General features: G+C 44.5%; 19 protein-coding genes. 13 read left to right on the top strand and 6 right to left on the bottom strand.

Annotation, left to right across the window (positions count from 1 at the left end):
• Positions 1-103: 103 nt before the first annotated feature.
• Entirely contained in the window at positions 104-1,915 is a 1,812-nt protein-coding gene (locus MHB78_RS16190) for a PAS domain-containing protein (protein ID WP_046132424.1), read from the top strand.
• A gap of 26 nt (positions 1,916-1,941) precedes the next feature.
• On the opposite strand, the gene MHB78_RS16185 is transcribed toward MHB78_RS16190, so the two are convergent.
• On the bottom strand, positions 1,942-3,111 hold the full coding sequence (locus tag MHB78_RS16185) for an aminotransferase A (protein ID WP_046132423.1): 1,170 nt from the start codon (positions 3,109-3,111) through the stop codon (positions 1,942-1,944).
• Positions 3,112-3,271: 160 nt separating this feature from the next.
• Complete coding sequence (locus MHB78_RS16180; protein WP_167543081.1) at positions 3,272-3,427, bottom strand: hypothetical protein; 156 nt, start codon at positions 3,425-3,427, stop codon at positions 3,272-3,274.
• Positions 3,428-3,589: 162 nt separating this feature from the next.
• Here MHB78_RS16180 and MHB78_RS16175 point away from each other — a divergent pair, with 162 nt between their 5' ends.
• From MHB78_RS16175 to MHB78_RS16160, 4 genes are all read left to right on the top strand, one after another.
• Positions 3,590-4,111, top strand: coding sequence for an RDD family protein (locus MHB78_RS16175; protein WP_231947442.1), 522 nt, complete (start codon positions 3,590-3,592; stop codon positions 4,109-4,111).
• A gap of 78 nt (positions 4,112-4,189) precedes the next feature.
• Positions 4,190-5,506: an MFS transporter gene (locus MHB78_RS16170; RefSeq protein WP_046132421.1), complete on the top strand. Its 1,317-nt coding sequence runs from the start codon at positions 4,190-4,192 to the stop codon at positions 5,504-5,506.
• Between the two features lie 74 nt (positions 5,507-5,580).
• A complete protein-coding gene (locus MHB78_RS16165; RefSeq protein WP_046132420.1) occupies positions 5,581-6,501 on the top strand; it encodes a chemotaxis protein in 921 nt (306 codons plus the stop codon).
• A 128-nt stretch (positions 6,502-6,629) separates the two neighbouring features.
• Positions 6,630-7,982: an IS1182 family transposase gene (locus MHB78_RS16160; protein WP_046131917.1), complete on the top strand. Its 1,353-nt coding sequence runs from the start codon at positions 6,630-6,632 to the stop codon at positions 7,980-7,982.
• 131 nt (positions 7,983-8,113) lie between these two features.
• Here MHB78_RS16160 and MHB78_RS16155 read toward each other — a convergent pair whose 3' ends face one another.
• The 4 genes from MHB78_RS16155 to MHB78_RS16140 all read right to left on the bottom strand — a co-directional run bounded on the left by MHB78_RS16155 (position 8,114) and on the right by MHB78_RS16140 (position 11,546).
• Positions 8,114-8,575, bottom strand: a complete 462-nt coding sequence (locus tag MHB78_RS16155) for a YkyB family protein (RefSeq protein WP_046132282.1) — start codon at positions 8,573-8,575, stop codon at positions 8,114-8,116.
• Positions 8,576-8,714: 139 nt separating this feature from the next.
• On the bottom strand, positions 8,715-10,016 hold the full coding sequence (locus MHB78_RS16150) for an MFS transporter (RefSeq protein WP_046132281.1): 1,302 nt from the start codon (positions 10,014-10,016) through the stop codon (positions 8,715-8,717).
• 63 nt (positions 10,017-10,079) lie between these two features.
• The gene (locus tag MHB78_RS16145) at positions 10,080-10,460 is read right to left on the bottom strand and encodes a L,D-transpeptidase (protein ID WP_231947486.1); all 381 of its coding nucleotides are present in this window, start codon (positions 10,458-10,460) and stop codon (positions 10,080-10,082) included.
• Between the two features lie 228 nt (positions 10,461-10,688).
• The gene (locus tag MHB78_RS16140) at positions 10,689-11,546 is read right to left on the bottom strand and encodes a metallophosphoesterase (protein WP_046132279.1); all 858 of its coding nucleotides are present in this window, start codon (positions 11,544-11,546) and stop codon (positions 10,689-10,691) included.
• A gap of 146 nt (positions 11,547-11,692) precedes the next feature.
• Here MHB78_RS16140 and fadH point away from each other — a divergent pair, with 146 nt between their 5' ends.
• From fadH to MHB78_RS16100, 8 genes are all read left to right on the top strand, one after another.
• Entirely contained in the window at positions 11,693-12,457 is a 765-nt protein-coding gene (gene fadH, locus MHB78_RS16135; protein ID WP_046132278.1) for a 2,4-dienoyl-CoA reductase, read from the top strand.
• A 69-nt stretch (positions 12,458-12,526) separates the two neighbouring features.
• Positions 12,527-13,747 (top strand): EAL-associated domain-containing protein, encoded by a 1,221-nt coding sequence (locus tag MHB78_RS16130; RefSeq protein ID WP_046132277.1) that lies wholly within the window; start codon positions 12,527-12,529, stop codon positions 13,745-13,747.
• Positions 13,748-14,219: 472 nt separating this feature from the next.
• On the top strand, positions 14,220-14,462 hold the full coding sequence (locus MHB78_RS16125; RefSeq protein ID WP_046132276.1) for a DUF1797 family protein: 243 nt from the start codon (positions 14,220-14,222) through the stop codon (positions 14,460-14,462).
• An 11-nt stretch (positions 14,463-14,473) separates the two neighbouring features.
• On the top strand, positions 14,474-14,623 hold the full coding sequence (locus MHB78_RS16120) for a hypothetical protein (RefSeq protein WP_099047035.1): 150 nt from the start codon (positions 14,474-14,476) through the stop codon (positions 14,621-14,623).
• 57 nt (positions 14,624-14,680) lie between these two features.
• Positions 14,681-15,199 (top strand): ribonuclease H-like YkuK family protein, encoded by a 519-nt coding sequence (locus tag MHB78_RS16115; RefSeq protein WP_046132275.1) that lies wholly within the window; start codon positions 14,681-14,683, stop codon positions 15,197-15,199.
• Positions 15,200-15,337: 138 nt separating this feature from the next.
• A complete protein-coding gene (gene abbA, locus MHB78_RS16110) occupies positions 15,338-15,517 on the top strand; it encodes an antirepressor AbbA (protein ID WP_006638386.1) in 180 nt (59 codons plus the stop codon).
• 182 nt (positions 15,518-15,699) lie between these two features.
• Complete coding sequence (gene cbpB / locus MHB78_RS16105) at positions 15,700-16,143, top strand: cyclic-di-AMP-binding protein CbpB (RefSeq protein ID WP_046132274.1); 444 nt, start codon at positions 15,700-15,702, stop codon at positions 16,141-16,143.
• A gap of 151 nt (positions 16,144-16,294) precedes the next feature.
• Entirely contained in the window at positions 16,295-17,170 is an 876-nt protein-coding gene (locus tag MHB78_RS16100; RefSeq protein ID WP_046132273.1) for a LysR family transcriptional regulator, read from the top strand.
• Positions 17,171-17,233: the final 63 nt, after the last annotated feature.

The raw sequence follows: 17,233 nt of genomic DNA, 5'->3' as shown, positions 1-17,233 counted from the left end.
TGCTAGAAGTTTTGAAGGAGATTTCTCGCATTTTAGCGAATCCTTTTAAACAAAATCGTTTTAATGAATGCTGGTCATGAATAGGGTATAAAGGAGGGATATGATGGAACAAAAAACAAAACGTTTTGAGCAATATAAACCTCATATGAATTTACAGGCAGTCCTTTCAGCAAACGGCCGTTTTATATACATATCCGCAAACTGCGAAGAGCTGTTAAGCTACAAGCAGAGTGAATTGATCGGTACGTATTTGAAGGACTATTTACACGAAGACGATCTTTTTCTGGTAGAAAGTTATTTTTACAATGAACACCATTTGCTGCCGTGCACCTTCAGATTTGTGAAAAAAGATTATACGATGATCTGGATTGAAGCATCGATCGATTTTGTGACGACCCATGTCGGAGAAAAAGAACGGGAAATTGTTCTCAAAATGAAAGTGTTTGAAGACCGTCCCTCTAAGAAGAACAGCTCTTTACATGAGGAAGCCGAGCTTGGGGAAACCGCCGGAGCTCCGGAGAAAGAGGAATTTGAAGCGATGGTGGAAGGCTTGCCCAGTCCTTTGTGCATCAGCGTTCAAGGAAAAATCGTCTATGTCAATGACGCCATGGTCAGCCTGCTCGGGGCAGAGCACAAACGGCAAATTATCGGAAAGTATTCCTACGATTTTATCGAAAAAGAGTACCACGAAATCGTCAAAAACCGAATTAAAAGAATGCAAAAAGGGCTTGATGTCGGCATGATCGAGCAAACGTGGAAAAGGCTCGACGGCACGCAAGTTCACCTTGAAGTGAAAGCGGCTCCGACCGTTTTTCAAAATCAAAAAGCGGAGCTTCTTCTGCTCATTGATATTTCGTCAAGAAAAAAATTTCAAACGATTTTGCAAAAAAGCAGGGAACGCTACCAGCTCCTGATCCAAAACTCGATTGACACGATTGCCGTGATCCACAAAGGAAAATGGGTATTTATGAACGAATCCGGGATCAGGCTGTTTGAAGCGAAAACGTATGAAGATTTAATCGGCAGGGATATATATGAACAGCTTCATCCTTGTGATCATGAAAACGTGAAAACCAGGCTCAACCGGATCACGGACCGCAAATCTGAATCGGAAATCATCAAACAGACCTGGTATACGTTTGAAAAACGACTCATTTACACCGAAATGGTCTGCATTCCGACGACGTTTTTCGGCGAAACGGCCGTTCAGATCATTTTAAGGGACATTTCTGAACGAAAACAGACCGAAGAGCTGATGCTGCGCTCGGAAAAATTGTCGATTGCCGGTCAGCTTGCAGCCGGAATCGCCCACGAGATCCGCAATCCGCTTACCGCCATTAAAGGATTTTTACAGCTGATGAAGCCGACGATGGAAGAAAACGAGCACTATTTTGATATTATATTTTCCGAATTGAGCAGAATCGAACTGATATTAAGCGAGCTTCTCATGCTGGCCAAGCCGCAGCAAAACGCCCTGAAAGAAAAGCTTGACCTCGTCAGGCTGATCCGCGAAGTGACTGCTCTTCTGGAAACGCAGGCAAACTTAAACGGCATTTTGATCAATACGAATCTCTCGGTTGAAAAAGTGTTTATAAAAGGCGATCAAAATCAGCTGAAGCAAGTCTTTATCAACTTGATTAAAAACGCTGTCGAATCGATGCCAGACGGCGGAACCGTCCATTTGGGCGTCAACGAAACCGATGAGTCCGTTACCGTAACGGTTCAAGATGAAGGCGAAGGGATACCAGAGCATGTCCTCAAACGAATCGGAGAGCCGTTTCTGACGACAAAAGAAAAAGGAACCGGCCTCGGACTTATGGTAACCTTTAATATTATCGAAAACCATAACGGAACGATCGAAGTCAAAAGCAAGGTTGAAAAAGGCACGACTTTCGTCATTTCTTTTCCAAAATAAAAAAACAACGGCGTAAAAGCCGTTGTTTATGTAGTCTGAAGCGATTGGCGCTTCTTGAAAATAAATGTCTCCAGACGGTCCAACCCCTCCCGCAGCGTATCCGGTGCATATGCGTAAGAGATCCTCACATAGCCTTCCCCATATTCAGAGAATGAGCTGCCCGGCACAATCGCAAGCCCCTCTTCCTCAAGAAGCGACGTACAGAAGTCAAAGGAAGACATTCCAAACGATTTGATCGACGGGAAAATGTAAAATGCGCCAGACGGCTTCACGACATCGAGCCCCATCGTCACCAGCCTGTCGTACACGTAATCAAGCCGTTTTTTATATTGTTCCCTCATGATCAGCGAATCGTCGAATCCGTTTGTGACGGCTTCCAAAGCCGCTTTTTGCGAAATCGAAGAAGCGCATGACACATTATACTGGTGAACTTTTAAAATATGTTTGGCGATTTCTTTAGGCGCGAACAGAAATCCGATTCTCCAGCCGGTCATGCTGTGGGATTTGGAAAGTCCGCCGATGACGATCGTCTGATCCCGGAGCATGGACGCAATCGAATGGTGCGGCCTGTCAAATGTAAGCTCGCTGTAAATTTCGTCTGAAAGGACAAATACATTCCGCCCTTTCAGGAGTGATGCGATTTCCTTCAGCTCCTCCTCGGAAAGCGTCATTCCCGTCGGGTTTGACGGATAAGGGAGAACGACGCATTTTGTTTTCGGGGTCAGCGCTTCCTCGATGAGCTTCGCTGTCAGCTTAAACCCGTAAGACGTCGTATCGACGATCACAGGGACGGCGCCGCACAGCCTGATAATCGGCTCATATCCGGGATAAACCGGTCCCGGCAAGATCACTTCGTCACCCGGAGACAGCATCGTGCGAAACGCAGCGTCAATGGCCTGGCTGGCCCCCGTTGTGACGATGATTTCGGTTTCGGCTTCATAGTTAACATCAGACTTTTTTTTCATATACAATTGGACAGCTTGTCTCAGCTCCGGATAGCCCGCATTGTGCGTGTAAGATGTATGGTTTTCATCTATCGCTTTTTTTGCGGCCTGTTTGACATGGTGGGGCGTGAAAAAGTCGGGCTGGCCGATTGTTAAAGAAATGACGTTTTCATGCCGGGATACAAGGTTTGAGAATTTGCGGATTCCCGAAATTTCAATGTCTTTTACATTTGGATTAAGCAAATGTTCCATTTTTCATCACCTTAAAAAATGTTGTGGTTGATCTTATTTTACCATCATCAGTTAAATTGTCATCTTTTAATCAATCAATTTTATGTAGACGAAAGCGAATATATGCAGGCCGGCATCGCATTAAAGAAAAATAAGACAATCAGGGAGATTGTCTTACAGATCAATAACCATAGTCTGGATCAAGATCTTCTTTCCAGGAAATATAGATTTCATCTTCGCGTTCTGCAGCATCCTTTTTCATTTCCGAATACATGGCTTTGCTTGCGTCCTCTAAAACGGTTAGTTCGTGATCTTTGATTACCACAATTGTTCCCATCATTAACACCTTTCCTGTAAAAATCCTTGACCATTGTAACACGTTGCGCCTGAAAGTCAATGATGAAATACATTAATTTCAGCTTAAAAAACCGCTCGATATATTGATCAAAATCGGCAAATGTTAGTAGTATATAGAAGTCAGATGTTAGGAGGAAATGTATTGGAATTAAGTAAACATGAAGCCGCTCCTTCTGCTGGGGGCGAATATGCCGGGATCGGTTCTCGCTTTTTGGCTTCTCTCATTGACGGAATCATTCTTGGTGTCCCAATGTATCTGATTTCTACTGTTTTTGCATCGCTGATGCTGATGGGAGATGCCGATTTTATGACCATGTTGGAAAAAGATAATAATTATGTAACAGAACCTGAAATTTTCGCCGTTTTCTTCTCGCTTCTTAAAATAACGGCGATCATCGGGGCTTTTGCGTTGCTCGTTTATTTTCTTTATTACACGCTGATGGAATCTTCGAAATGGCAGGCTACGCTCGGCAAGAAAATTATGGGGATTCACGTAGCCGACGCAGAAGGGGGGAGAATCTCGTTTGGCCAAGCTGCCGGACGTTTTCTGGCAAGAAGCTTCTTATCCCCGATTTTGATGATCGGTTATATTTTAGCGTTTTTCACGGAGAGGAAACAAGCGCTTCACGATTTGCTGGCCGGAACAATCGTCTTAAAAAAATAACGGATAAAAGACAGCACGCTTTCGGACTGAATGCGTGCTGTTATGCCGTAAAGATTAAAAATAGGGGGAATCTATATTATGATTCAGCCGGAACAAGAACAAGCAGTCAAACGGACGCCAGGTAAAGGGTTAAAGCTGTTTTTTACGCTTCCGATTATTTCCTGGGCTTTATACGACTTTGCGAACACGATTTTTTCATCAAATATCGTCACGATCTTTTTCCCTTTTTGGCTGCAGGAGGCGGTCGGCGAAAACGCGAGCATGAATCAGGTCGCCAGCACGTTTATTTCATACTCAAACGCCGCCGCAAGCTTTTTGCTTGTCATTTTTACGCCGCTGTTCGGGGTGCTCATCGACCGCACGGGCAGGAAGAAGCGGTATATTGCGCTGTTCACGGCGATTTCTGTCGCCTGCACCGTCTTCATGGGGGTGTTTGCAGGCAGTTCTTTCGGGCAAACGTTTTACGGTTTGCCGTTATCTTTGATGCTCGTTGTCGTCATGTTTGTAACGGCAAAGTTCTTTTATCATTCCAGCCTGGTGTTCTATGACACGATTTTGGCTGATTTGGGAACTAAGGAAGAAATCCCGCTTATCTCCGGGTTTGGAACTGCCGTAGGCTATATTGGCACATTGGCCGGTTTAACGGTCTATCTCATGGTCGGCAACCACGATTTTTATCGAGCGTTTATTCCGTCCGCTTTGTTGTTTTTGATCTTTTCTTTTCCGTATCTTTTATTTACAAAGGAGCGCAGAAGGCCGGAACCGATGGAGAAAAAGCCGTTTTTCAGCGGCTACAGGGAAATCGTGCAGACGTTTAAGGACATTCGATTGTACCGTCCGGTTTTTCTGTTTATGATCGCTTACTTTTTTCTCAATGACACCCTTTCTACGGTGGTCGCGATGATGGGGGTATACTCAAAGTCGGTCATCGGTTTTTCGACAGGGCAGTTTATCCTGCTCTATCTCGTATCAACCGTGGCAAGCATTGTCGGTTCATTCCTGTGGGGCTATGTGACGAAGTGGATGGGGGCGAAAAGAGCGGTCAGCCTCATCACCGTCATTTTGATCATCTCTTTAAGCATCGGTGTGTTTACGGCATCTCAAGCACTGTTTTGGGTCGCGGGCAGCCTGTTTGGCATCGCGCTCGGAGGGACTTGGGTCGCTTCGAGAACATTGATTATTGAACTGACGCCGGAGCACAAACGGGGCGAGTTTTTCGGGCTGTTTGCTTTCTCGGGGAAAATTTCCTCCATTTTTGGACCGCTTCTGTACGGTTCGATTACCCTGCTGTTTAAAGACCTTGGAAACATTGCGAGCAGAATGGCTTTCGGCTCCTTGATTTTGCTTGCTTTAACCGGTCTTGTCATCCATCAAACCGTAAAACCAAAAGCATGACACAGAGCATCAACTTTTAACAAAAGACGCCGATATAAAAGGTACAACACCAAGTAGGATAGAGAGGGATATCAGTGTCTTTAAACAAACAGGAAATTTTATTAAGCTCCGGAACGAATGAATTAGAAATTGTGAAGTTTGAAGTGGGTCACAATATTTTCGGCATAAATGTAATGAAAGTCAGAGAAATCATCCAGCCTGTCGAGATCACGAAAGTGCCGCATTCCCACAGGCATGTAGAGGGGATGATCACCCTGCGCGGCGAAATCCTCCCTGTCATTGATTTATTCTCATTTTTCAATGTTGAGCACGGTGAAGAAGAAAAGCAGGAAAAGTATATTGTCACCGAATTCAACAAGCGGAAAATCGTGTTTCACACAGGCGCCGTTTCGCAAATCCACCGTGTGTCATGGGAAGAGATCGAAAAGCCGACAGCCTTGAATCAAGGGTTGGAAAGGCATATGACAGGGATTATCAAGCTTGACGGAACGATGATCTTCCTCCCTGATTATGAGAAAATCATTTTTGATCTTGAGTCTGAATCCGGCCTTGATCCTTATCATGTGAAGGATGAGAAATTTGACCAAAGAAGAACAGACAAAAAGCTGATCATTGTCGAGGATTCTCCGCTACTGCTGCGCCTTTTAGTTGAAAAGCTGAACGAAGCGGGCTACAACAACATCGTTTCGTTTGAAAACGGCAAAGATGCCTATGAGCATGCCTTAGAGCTGATCGAGGACGGCACGCCGCTTCAGGAAAAAGTCGATTTAATGATCACCGATATCGAAATGCCGCAGATGGACGGCCACCGTTTAACAAAGCTTTTGAAAGACAACCCGTTAAGCGCCGGAATGCCGATATTGATTTTCTCTTCGCTTATTACGGATGACCTGCGCCATAAAGGTGAGCAGGTCGGTGCAGATGAGCAGATCAGCAAGCCGGAGCTGAACGAACTGATCGAAAAGCTCGACAAATATATTTTTCAAAATCAATAATTGAAAAAAGCCTCCTTTGGAGGCTCAGGCTGTCGAGAAAATCGACAGCCTTTTTCATTTTTCCCTTAAATTATCCATTTCACCATTTTATAATAAAGAAAAGCCTTCTAAAAGGACGGTGTCTGTTCATGTTCTACACAAGGAATTCTTCCCAGAACGAAGCTGAATTTGTATTGCTTGATCAGCTTGTTGAAGAGGATCACCTGCTTCGTAAAATTGACAAGTACATCGATTTCTCTTTTATCATTGAAAAGGTTAAACCTTACTACAGCGAAAATAAAGGCCGCCCCTCACTTGATCCGTTGATTTTATTCAAAATGATGTTTATCGGATACCTTTACGGTATCCGTTCAGAAAGACAGCTCGAAAAAGAAATTTACTATAATATGGCTTACCGATGGTTTTTAGGGTTAAACATCAACGATCCAGTTCCTCACCATTCAACCATCAGTTGGAATAGACGTACACGCTTTAAAGATACGACCATTTTTCAAGACATTTTCGATGAGATCGTTCTTCAGGCCATTAATCATGATATGGTAGGAGGCCGTGTCCTTTTCACAGATTCAACTCACCTCAAAGCCAATGCCAATAAGCATAAATATACGCGAAAAACGATTGAGCAGGATACACAAAACTATATAAAGGACTTGGATAAAGCCGTCCAAGAAGATCGGGAAGCACGCGGAAAAAAGCCTTTAAAAGCCAAAGAGGAGGTGAAAACTAAAAAGGAAATTCGTCATAGTACAACTGATCCCGAAAGCGGCTATCTTTACCGTGAAAACAAACCTGAAGGTTTTTTCTATTTAGATCACCGAACAACGGATATGAAATTCAATATCATCACCGATGCCTATGTAACGCCCGGTAATGTCCATGATTCTGCGCCTTATCTCGATCGATTAGACCACCAAATCGCACGATTTGGTTTTCAAGTTGAAGCCGTCGCTCTTGATTCTGGCTATCTGACAACTCCAATCTGTAAAGGACTGTCCGACCGTCGAATTTTTGGCGTTATTGCTCATAGACGCTTTCATCCTACAAAAGGTTTGTTTCCGAAGTGGAAGTTTCATTATGACCGTGAAAAAAATCAGTACATTTGTCCGAACGGACAAACACTCTTATACTCAACAACAGATCGAAAAGGCAACAGATTTTATAAGTCCAACCCTGAAAAGTGTGTCTCATGCCCTCTGCTTGAAAACTGTACAAGATCGAAAAACCACCAGAAGGTCGTCTCAAGACACATATGGGAGGACCATAAAGAAAAGGTCAGGCAAAATCGTTTGTCCGACTCCGGAAAAATCCTCTACAAAAAAAGAAAAGAAAAAATAGAGCGGAGCTTTGCAGATTCAAAACAGCTGCATGGGCTTCGCTACTGCCGGTTGAGGGGAAAACAAAATGTGAGCGAACAAGTTCTCCTCACCGCCGCTTGCCAGAATATGAAGAAGATTGCCACACACTTAGCCAAGCTTGGCTAAGTGTGTGGGAGGGCTTTTTCCTTTTATAAAGATTAAAAAATGAACAAGAAATTTTATGAAATAAAAAAGCTTGTAGGAAAAAACATGTTTTTCTCTACAAGCTGAGCCTCCTTTGGAGGCTTTTTTTATGATCAAAAATAGCTTTCGCCAAGCTTCTTGAATACAGGCTTTGCCGAAGGGCGCTTCCTGTTCGTGACAAGCGGCTTTTCCTTCAATCCCGTGTATTTCTGCAGAAGCTGCTTTGCGATGTTCAATGACATATGAGCTTTAGGGTTCCGATAAGAATGATTTAGTGTACCTAAGTGCGGAAGGTTATCGAAGTCTTCTTTAGTTGGAGGCATGTGAAAAAAGTAGTCTCCGAGAGAAATAAGCACATCTGACTGCTGCTGGCTGAACTTTGGGTTTTTTGAAAAGTGAAGTCCTACCTTTTTTCCTTTTCCTTCATTGATGAGCTTTTGCAGAGCTTTCTTTTTCAGGAGATACAGGTATTTTGGATCGGTCGCGGTTTTTGCGTGGCGATTGACCGTGTAAATCGCTTTTGAAAGGTTTTCAACTGTTGGTTTTAATACTTTAGTATGATTATGGTCGTCCATCTTTTCTCTCCTATCCATTCTTTCCTCATCACCTCCTAAAGATGTAAGGCTTATGTCTAAATTATACGAAATACAAGAGAAAATGCAAATATTCCATTAAAAAACGCGCGTTTTTTTAACGAAACGCGCGTTTTTCTCTTTATAAAACTGATTTTATTTTCGCTTTTGCATTTTTTTGTCTTTTCAATGCGGCTTGCACATCGATCTCTGCCGTCTGGGCGCTGAATCTGGGCAGCGCGATAAAATAGTACAATGCGGCTATTATAATAACGCCCGCCAATCCGTAATATATATAATCAACCTTGCCGATAATGCCGGGGAATAAGAGGGCGATCAATCCGAGCGCCGAAGATTGGGCGATCATCATAAGCGGATCCGTCCAACCGCTGACCCTTCCCATCAGCCGCGGATGAACGATTTTCGGTATCCATCCGCCAAGTGCGGTATTGACGGGCCCGATGCATGTCCCGGCGATAAAAGCGGCCGCATAGTAAATCGGCAATTGATCGGTAAACCCGAGGAGGATGACAAACGCTCCCGCAATAAAGATCGGAATCGACATCAAGTATTCGGGCTTCACTTTTTTTGAAAGCAGAGCGCCGCCGACGGCCCCCGCCAAAAGTCCGATACCGAGAACGACCGTAAAGAGGGACGTGTGCCACTCATAGCTGTCAGGGGACAGCTCGTATTTCATTTTAAACATCGGCAGAACGGATAAACTGCCGCTTACAAGCCCGAAAATAAAATATCCGAACACAAGCGAGGCAAGCAGTTTGTTTTTTAAAATATAAACGAAGCCTTCTTTAAAGTCGTGCATTGAATCTTTAATGGTAATTTGTTTCCAGCCTTTTTGTCCGTTCGGCTGACGCGCTTCAAGCGGAATGTTGCAGGAACGGATCAAAAACCCCGAAACAATAAAGCTTATAAAGTCGAGGGCGATCGCTCCGTGCAGGCCGATCGTTTTATACATAAAGGCTCCGAGGCCTACGCCGAACAGCATAAATAAACTGAAAAGCATTTGGTTAAGCCCTGCTGCCTGGGCATATTGGTCCTTTCGCAGGATGGCCTGAACCAGACTCGCTTCTGCCGGATAGAAAAATTTTGTCACGGCGCTTCTGATAAACAGAACGCAAAATACAAGCGGAATGGATTGTAAATACAATACAAAAAAGAGAACGACAGTCAAACCCGCTCTGATCCAATCACAGTTTTCAGCTACTTTCTTGCGGTCAAAACGGTCAGCAACCACACCGACGATAAAGAAAACGAACACTGTCGGAAGAGAATACATCAGCTCGGCGATCGTCGTGTATGCCGGCTGGCTGCTGAACCTGTCGAGCAAGAAGAAAGCGAAAGCCATATTTCCAACTGTCGTTCCCATTTGAGAAGCGAAAGCTGCGAAAAAAAGACGGACGAAATTACGATTTTTAAAAATATCCATATATACGCTCCTTACCCTAAAGGTCCCATTATATCTTAATATAGAACGAATGATTGTTCAAATTTAAGGCGTGATCGTAACTCGGGTACCGTTAGGCACGATGGAAGCCAGTTCCAGAACGTCCCGGTTGTGCATTCGGATGCATCCCTTTGAAACAGCTTTTCCAATTGAAGCGGGGTTATTCGTGCCATGGATGCCGTAGTGCCTTTTCGACAAGCCGAGCCAGTAAGCGCCGTACGGCCCGCCTGGGTTCGCTTGACGGTTCACAATGACGTATTCGCCTTTCGGCGTTTGCGTCAAAATTTTCCCTACGCCAATCGGAAATGTTTTTATCAGTCTGCCCCGGTTATACAATTTCAGTGTTCTGGCGCTGATAGATACGGTAATCCGGTAAGGAATGGGGGCCGGGTCCCTGATGAAGGCCTGAAGCGGAACAGGCGGCATGATGAAAGCCCCGGCCGCTTGAAGCGTTTCTCCCGGAGGTACTTGGTACATCAACAACTTTTTAGAACATCTCCTTTTCCAAAACGAAAAAAAGGAGCCTTTTCCTTATACTTATTATAGACGGAAAGAGGCTTGGGAAGTTTCGTTTTTTACTAAGATTGAAGGAGCGGGAATTTTTTCTATTTGTTTTAATGTATGCAGATGTACCCGTTTTTGAGCCAAAACGATTTATTCCGCCTCCAATTTGAAAACGGTGACCTCAGGTTTTGACAGAAATCGGAGAGGCAGCCTCGTCGTCCCGATTCCGCGGTTGACATAGACCGTCATCCCTCCTACATCGTACAATCCTTCCGTATAAATTTCCCCGTAAGGAGGCGTGATGAGAGGACCGAACAAAGGAAGCTGCACCTGCCCGCCATGGGTGTGTCCCGATATTTGCAGATTGACGGGATAATCCTTTGCCGCCAAGGCAGCATCAGGTTCGTGAACGAGCAAAATCGAAAAGGCGTCTTTGCTCAGCCTGGAAAGGACGCCTTCATAGTTCGGCCTGCCGAGCATTAAATCGTCGAGTGAAGCCAGCTCGATCACGCTGCCGTCGATTAACTCCAGATTGACGAGATCGTTTCGCAGCACGCGAAAGCCGGCGGATGCCATGAGAGACTGGTAGACCTTTGTCCCGTAGCCCCCGTGATCGTGATTTCCGTAAACGGCAAACTTCCCGTAAGGGGCGCTGAGCTTCGCCAATGCTTGAACAACGTCTTCATGATCACGGTATTGGTGCGGTTTATCGATTAAATCCCCGCTAAAGACGATCAAGTCCGGCTGAAGCTCGTTTACTTTGCGGATGACATCCAAAAGCTCGCGAACCGTAAAGTACTCGCTTAAATGGGTGTCGCTGAATTGGACGATCCGGAACTGGTCAAACCCTTTCGGAATCAACGGATGCTTAATGGGAATGAGCGTCGTTTCAAGCATGCGGGGTTCAAGATAGCGCGCGTAACCAAGGCCGCCGGCAGAAGCGAATATACCGGCTGCGGAAAGGCTAAAGAGCCCTTTTAAAAATCGTCTCCTTGATGGATTTTTCATCACTAAAACCAACCTTTAATAGAATCAATACATTATATCATCAGAGAAAGGAAATCAGGACAATCTATTCATTTTGTTAATTTTTTTTAAAGGATGTGGTAAACTGTGATGTGAATGACCATTCATTCATAATGAGGGGGATGAACATGGATAAAAAAGTTGTGATCGTGACCGGGGGATCGAGCGGAATGGGAAAAGCGATTGCCCAAAAGCAGGCCGAGGAAGGCTGGAATGTAATGATTACGGGAAGAACGGAAGACGCACTGAAGGCCGCCAAAGATGAAATCGAAACATTCCCGGGACAGGTTGAAATATGCCGGATGGATGTCAGGTCGATCGAAGATGTGGAGCGTATGATAAAAGAAACGGCCTCCCGCTTTGGCACGATAGACGCTCTTGTCAACAATGCCGCCGGCAATTTTATCTGCCCTGCGGAAAAACTGTCTGTTAACGGCTGGAAAGCTGTCATCGATATCGTCTTAAACGGGACATTTTACTGCAGCCAGGCGGCAGGCCGCTATTGGATCAAACATAATAAGGAAGGGCTGATTGTAAATATGGCAGCGACGTACGCATGGGGCGCGGGGGCCGGAGTCGTCCATTCCGCGGCTGCAAAAGCCGGCGTGCTATCGCTGACGAGAACGCTCGCCGTCGAGTGGGGGAGAACGTACGGGATCAGGGTCAATGCGATTGCGCCCGGACCGATCGAAAGGACGGGCGGAGCGGAAAAGCTCTTTGAATCAGAGGAGGCTGCGCTTGCCACGATTAAAAGCGTACCTTTAGGGCGGCTCGGAACTCCTGAAGAAATCGCGGGTCTTGCCTCGTTTCTGCTTTCGGAAAAAGCGGAATATATAAACGGGGAGTGCGTGACGATGGACGGGGGCCAGTGGCTGAATCCCCGTCCGTTTTAAGATTGTAAATTCAAACGTGCGGGCCGTTATGGTATAATCAGACAAAGATTTAGAAGCAGGTGATGTGCCGTGTTGGATCCACTCGATATATTAACGAACATTGAAGATGTCATTCCATTCTATCAGCCTATTTTCAGCGCCGAAGAACAGAAAGTGATCGGCTATGAAGTGCTGGGGCGCATTCAGCTCGAATCTGAAGTTCAAAGCCTCGGTCCGTTTTTCTCAGACCCGTCGATTCCCGAAGAATATAAGACAGAGGTCGACCTTAAAGTGATTCGTCAGGCGCTTGACCATTTTTTAGAAAGCGACCGGGATCTCCTGATTTTTATCAATCAGGATGCAAATGTGCTGATGATGGATCACGGAGAGGGCTTTCTGGAGCTCTTGATGGAATATAGCGAAAAGGGGATCGAACTGAACCGTTTCGTCATTGAAATCACGGAACAGCATTTTGAAGGGGATATCGAGCAGCTGCACCATTTGCTGACGTATTACCGTACATACGGCATTAAAGTGGCTGTCGATAATATCGGCAAAGGCAGCAGCAATCTCGACAGAATCGCGCTGCTTTCTCCTGATTTGCTGAAAATCGACCTTCAGCCTCTCAAACTGTCCTCCCCTTCGCCTTCCTATGAGTACGTGCTCTACAGCATATCCCTGCTCGCCCGAAAAATCGGCGCAGCGCTGCTGTACGAAGACATTGAAGCGAAATTTCAGCTTCAATACGCCTGGAGAAACGGCGGCAGATATTTTCAAGGGCGGTATCTGCAAAAGCCCCGGGGACAATTTGTCGAACGGGATTTGCTGAAGGAGCGGTTAAAGGCGGAGTTTCACCAGTTTATCACGCATGAGAAAAAGAAGCTCGAAATCTTATATGATCATTCTGAACAGTTTGATAAACGGGTTCATCAGCTTGTTGCATCGCTTAAAAAGGCAAGCCAAACAGATGACGCCTTTCTCTTGAACCTGGGGAAAGAGCTCTCCGACTGCAGTTTCAGAATCTATATGTGCAATGAAGACGGCTTCCAGGTGACCAAGAACGTGTTTAAGCATGACGGAGCATGGACGTTTCAGCCTGAGTACATCGGCAAGAACTGGAGCTGGCGCCCGTATTTTTTAGAAAACATTATGAGAATGAGAACGATGAGAAAGGGATTTTTCAGCGATTTGTACAGCGACATCGAAACTGGGGAAATGATCAGAACGTTTTCCTATCCGATGGATGAAGAACTCTATCTGTTCATAGACCTATCGTATTCCTATTTATACGAACAGGACGGTTTGATTTAAAGCGGCGCCACGCCGCTTTTTTTCTTTTCATTGCATTAGATTTTTCGATCAAAAAAGAAATTGCCGAGAAAATAGTTGACAATGATAGTGATAATCATTATCATTTAATTATAGAGAGATGATCCTCTCTGTTCCCCAACCCCTCTATCAGATCAAGATTTTTTGAAAAACTTGGCGCTGCCCCCGCCAAGTTTTTTGTTTTGATGAACCCGCGTGGCCGGCAGGAATAAGACAATCCGCATCATCCATACCATCTAACGTATATGTTCGCTGAATAATGCATGTGAAAAATATTTTGTATGTATGACATTTTTAAGAAAAACCATACTAGGAAAAGCAGTTTTTCTTTTTCCCGATCCGAAAAGGAAAAATGTCATCGGCTGATACTTTGTGGTATGATGCGTGTAGAACTTGTATTATAATTAATACTTGTTGATCCTGAAGTTGTTTTTTGAAAGGAGTCTTTTTTAGAATGTCACAATTAATGGGTATCATCACGAGACTGCAGAGCCTGCAAGAAACTGCTGAGGCAGCCGGAGAACCGACGCAGCGTTATTTCGAAGTAAACGGGGAAAAAGTATGCAGTGTGAAATATTTCGAGAAAAATGAAACATTTGAGCTGACAGTATATCAAAAAGGAGATAAACCGACAACATTTCCGTTTGACAACATTGATATGATTTCGATCGAAATCTTTGAACTGCTTCAGCAATAGGAGGATATGGAATGAAAGCATTTCCACGCGTTGTTTGCCCGCATTGCGGCCATGCGGAGCCAATGGATCAAGTCCTGACAGCCCAATCTAATCAAAACGTCATCTTTACGTGCGACAGCTGCGGATACATGTTGAAAAACATACCGACAAAAAAAGGGTAGCAAAAAGGTAACGGCGTTAATCTTCGGTGCAGATCATAAATGAAAAGGGGCATTCCAATGGCTGATTCTTTTCTTTTTTACAATCTTTCTGAAGATCAAATGACATTTTCCGACGTGGTCGAAAGGCTGAAGGCGTTTATTCTCAAAGATCCGCGCTCAAGCTATTTGCTGTCGGTCGGAACGGACTCTCAGATTCATCAGAACTGGACGAAGTTTATTACTGCCATTCATTTGCATCGCAAAGGCAAAGGTGCTTGGGGCTGTTTGAAAAACACCATCATCAAAAGACCGATACATAGCCTCAGGGAAAAAATATCGCTGGAAACTGCTTACAGCCAAGAGGTTGCCGCATACCTCCTGAATGATTATTTTACTGAAATCACAGATCTGCTTCTTCCGTTTACAGACGAAGGAGCAGATTTAACAATGGAAGTTCATTTGGATATCGGAAAAAAAGGGATGACGAAAGATTTGATTCAGGAAATGACGGGTCGGATCACCTCGATGGGAATCAATGCTAAAATCAAGCCCGACTCCTATACAGCTTCAAGCTATGCTAACCGGTATACAAAATAAATGTTTGAAAGGATATCGAACAGATGTCGAAATGTGCGGTTGACGTTTGATTTTTAATTTCTTATTCTAGCCCTATAGAAACTAGTGAGAGGTCATAGTTTCTCACTCTAGCAAAATCATTTAGGGGGCTGGTTAAGAATGGAACGCTTTTCAGAAGAAGAGAGAAAGCTGTTGCTGAATGTGCTGCTGAACCATGAATATGCCGTAGAACTATTGAGCAGTGAGATCAATGATATAGAAACGGGTACAAAAAACGTGGATAGCCTGACATATAAAAAGCTGGTTACCTTATACGACCGTGTCCGGTCTGAAAATTAGGTCAGATTATATCAATTGATACTCATCCTGAGTATCTTTTTTATTTCAAAACCTGCAGAAACGGCAAAGCCGGCCCTTTGAAAACAGGAAAGTTTTTCGACAAATATTGATAACGTTTATATTATTGTAGTATAGGGAATATATGCGTTGATGATAAACGCTTACAAAGGAGTCGAATAATCATGATTAGTTTGCAATCGGATGAACTTCTTGAAACGACGGTTGGACATTACATGATCGATGCTGATAAAGTCGCTCACGTCCAAATCGGAAACAATCTGGAACATGCTCTTCTCGTCCTGACCAAAACCGGTTATACAGCAATCCCTGTACTTGACCCTTCCTTCCGTCTGCACGGATTGATCGGTACCAATATGATTATGGATAAGATTTTCGGACTTGAACGAATCGAATTTGAAAAGCTTGATCAGCTTCATGTTGAAGATGTCATGCTGGCGGATATTCCACGGTTAAAGATAAATGACCCGATATTAAAAGGCTTCGGCATGGTGATTAACCATCCGTTTGTCTGCGTGGAAAATGAAGATCAGGTGTTTGAAGGCATTTTTACGCGCCGGGTCGTATTAAAACAATTAAACAAACACCTCAGGACATTGAATAAATAGGCGCGGCAGCTGCCTATTTTTTATTTGCAGCGGTTTCATCCGTCCCCTAAAACCTTCCCTCACCGTCACGCCATCCGTCAAAACTTGATAAACAAATGACATAGTGATTAAAATAGTTGATAAGGAAAACTTATTGGAATGAGGAATGCCTATGCAGCTTCAAGAGCTTCACATGCTCGTCGTTTTAGCCGAGGAATTAAATATGCGGAAAGCGGCAGAGCGCTTGTTTGTTTCACAGCCGGCGCTGTCCCAGCGGCTGCAGACCATTGAGAAATCGTGGGGCACCAAAATATTTTTAAGATCGCAAAAAGGGCTTACCGTCACATCGGCAGGTGAGAAAATCATTCAGTTTGCGAGAGATGTGACGGTCGAGCAGGAAAGGGTCAAGGAAGACATCGATGAACTTGAAGGTGAAATTCACGGCACGCTTAAGCTGGCGGCGGCCTCAATCATCGGGCAGCATTGGCTGCCGAGCGTCCTGAAGACGTACGTGAAACAATATCCGAACGTAAAAATTTCACTTGTCACCGGCTGGAGCAGCGAGATGCTGAAAAGCCTTTATGAGGATCACGTACATATCGGAATTATCAGGGGAAACCCCGAATGGAAAGGGCCAAAACATTATTTGATGAGAGATGAATTGTACCTCGTCGATACGGAAATCAGGAATATCGAGGATATTACAAAGACCGAACGTCCGTTTATCCAATTTAAAAGCGACAGCACTTACTATCAGGAAATCCAGCATTGGTGGCATCAAAAATTCAAAACGTCTCCGAAACAGACGATCATCGTCGATCAGATTGAAACGTGCAAACAGATGGCGTTTCACGGAATCGGCTATGCGATTCTCCCGTCTGTGACGCTTCACGGGAGCGGCAGCCATGTTCATAAGATTCCTCTGCTTGATGCGAAAGGAAAATCGATCGGCAGAGATACATGGCTGCTGGGATACGAACCCGCGCTTCAGCTAAAACAGGTGCAGGCCTTTTTAGAGGTCGTAAAAGCATGCACAAGAGAGGAGTAATCTGGTCAAAAAGGCAGTTTTCCAAAAGGAAGCTGTCTTTTTTATATGTTTTGTTGACATTGA

The organism is Bacillus sp. FSL K6-0138 (assembly GCF_037982765.1).
GTDB classification, from domain to species: Bacteria; Bacillota; Bacilli; order Bacillales; family Bacillaceae; genus Bacillus; species Bacillus glycinifermentans.
This window is presented reverse-complemented; position numbering and strand designations above follow the sequence as displayed.

Coding starts and splice junctions, on each gene's coding strand:
- MHB78_RS16145 (WP_231947486.1), bottom strand. CDS start 10,460: ATGCCGCCTGTTCCGCTTCAGGCCTTCATCAGGGACCCGGCCCCCATT.
- MHB78_RS16190 (WP_046132424.1), top strand. CDS start 104: ATGGAACAAAAAACAAAACGTTTTGAGCAATATAAACCTCATATGAAT.
- abbA (WP_006638386.1), top strand. CDS start 15,338: ATGGAACGCTTTTCAGAAGAAGAGAGAAAGCTGTTGCTGAATGTGCTG.
- MHB78_RS16185 (WP_046132423.1), bottom strand. CDS start 3,111: ATGGAACATTTGCTTAATCCAAATGTAAAAGACATTGAAATTTCGGGA.
- MHB78_RS16100 (WP_046132273.1), top strand. CDS start 16,295: ATGCAGCTTCAAGAGCTTCACATGCTCGTCGTTTTAGCCGAGGAATTA.
- MHB78_RS16125 (WP_046132276.1), top strand. CDS start 14,220: ATGTCACAATTAATGGGTATCATCACGAGACTGCAGAGCCTGCAAGAA.
- MHB78_RS16140 (WP_046132279.1), bottom strand. CDS start 11,546: ATGAAAAATCCATCAAGGAGACGATTTTTAAAAGGGCTCTTTAGCCTT.
- MHB78_RS16160 (WP_046131917.1), top strand. CDS start 6,630: ATGTTCTACACAAGGAATTCTTCCCAGAACGAAGCTGAATTTGTATTG.
- MHB78_RS16150 (WP_046132281.1), bottom strand. CDS start 10,016: ATGGATATTTTTAAAAATCGTAATTTCGTCCGTCTTTTTTTCGCAGCT.
- cbpB (WP_046132274.1), top strand. CDS start 15,700: ATGATTAGTTTGCAATCGGATGAACTTCTTGAAACGACGGTTGGACAT.
- fadH (WP_046132278.1), top strand. CDS start 11,693: ATGGATAAAAAAGTTGTGATCGTGACCGGGGGATCGAGCGGAATGGGA.
- MHB78_RS16155 (WP_046132282.1), bottom strand. CDS start 8,575: ATGGACGACCATAATCATACTAAAGTATTAAAACCAACAGTTGAAAAC.
- MHB78_RS16180 (WP_167543081.1), bottom strand. CDS start 3,427: ATGGGAACAATTGTGGTAATCAAAGATCACGAACTAACCGTTTTAGAG.
- MHB78_RS16120 (WP_099047035.1), top strand. CDS start 14,474: ATGAAAGCATTTCCACGCGTTGTTTGCCCGCATTGCGGCCATGCGGAG.
- MHB78_RS16170 (WP_046132421.1), top strand. CDS start 4,190: ATGATTCAGCCGGAACAAGAACAAGCAGTCAAACGGACGCCAGGTAAA.
- MHB78_RS16115 (WP_046132275.1), top strand. CDS start 14,681: ATGGCTGATTCTTTTCTTTTTTACAATCTTTCTGAAGATCAAATGACA.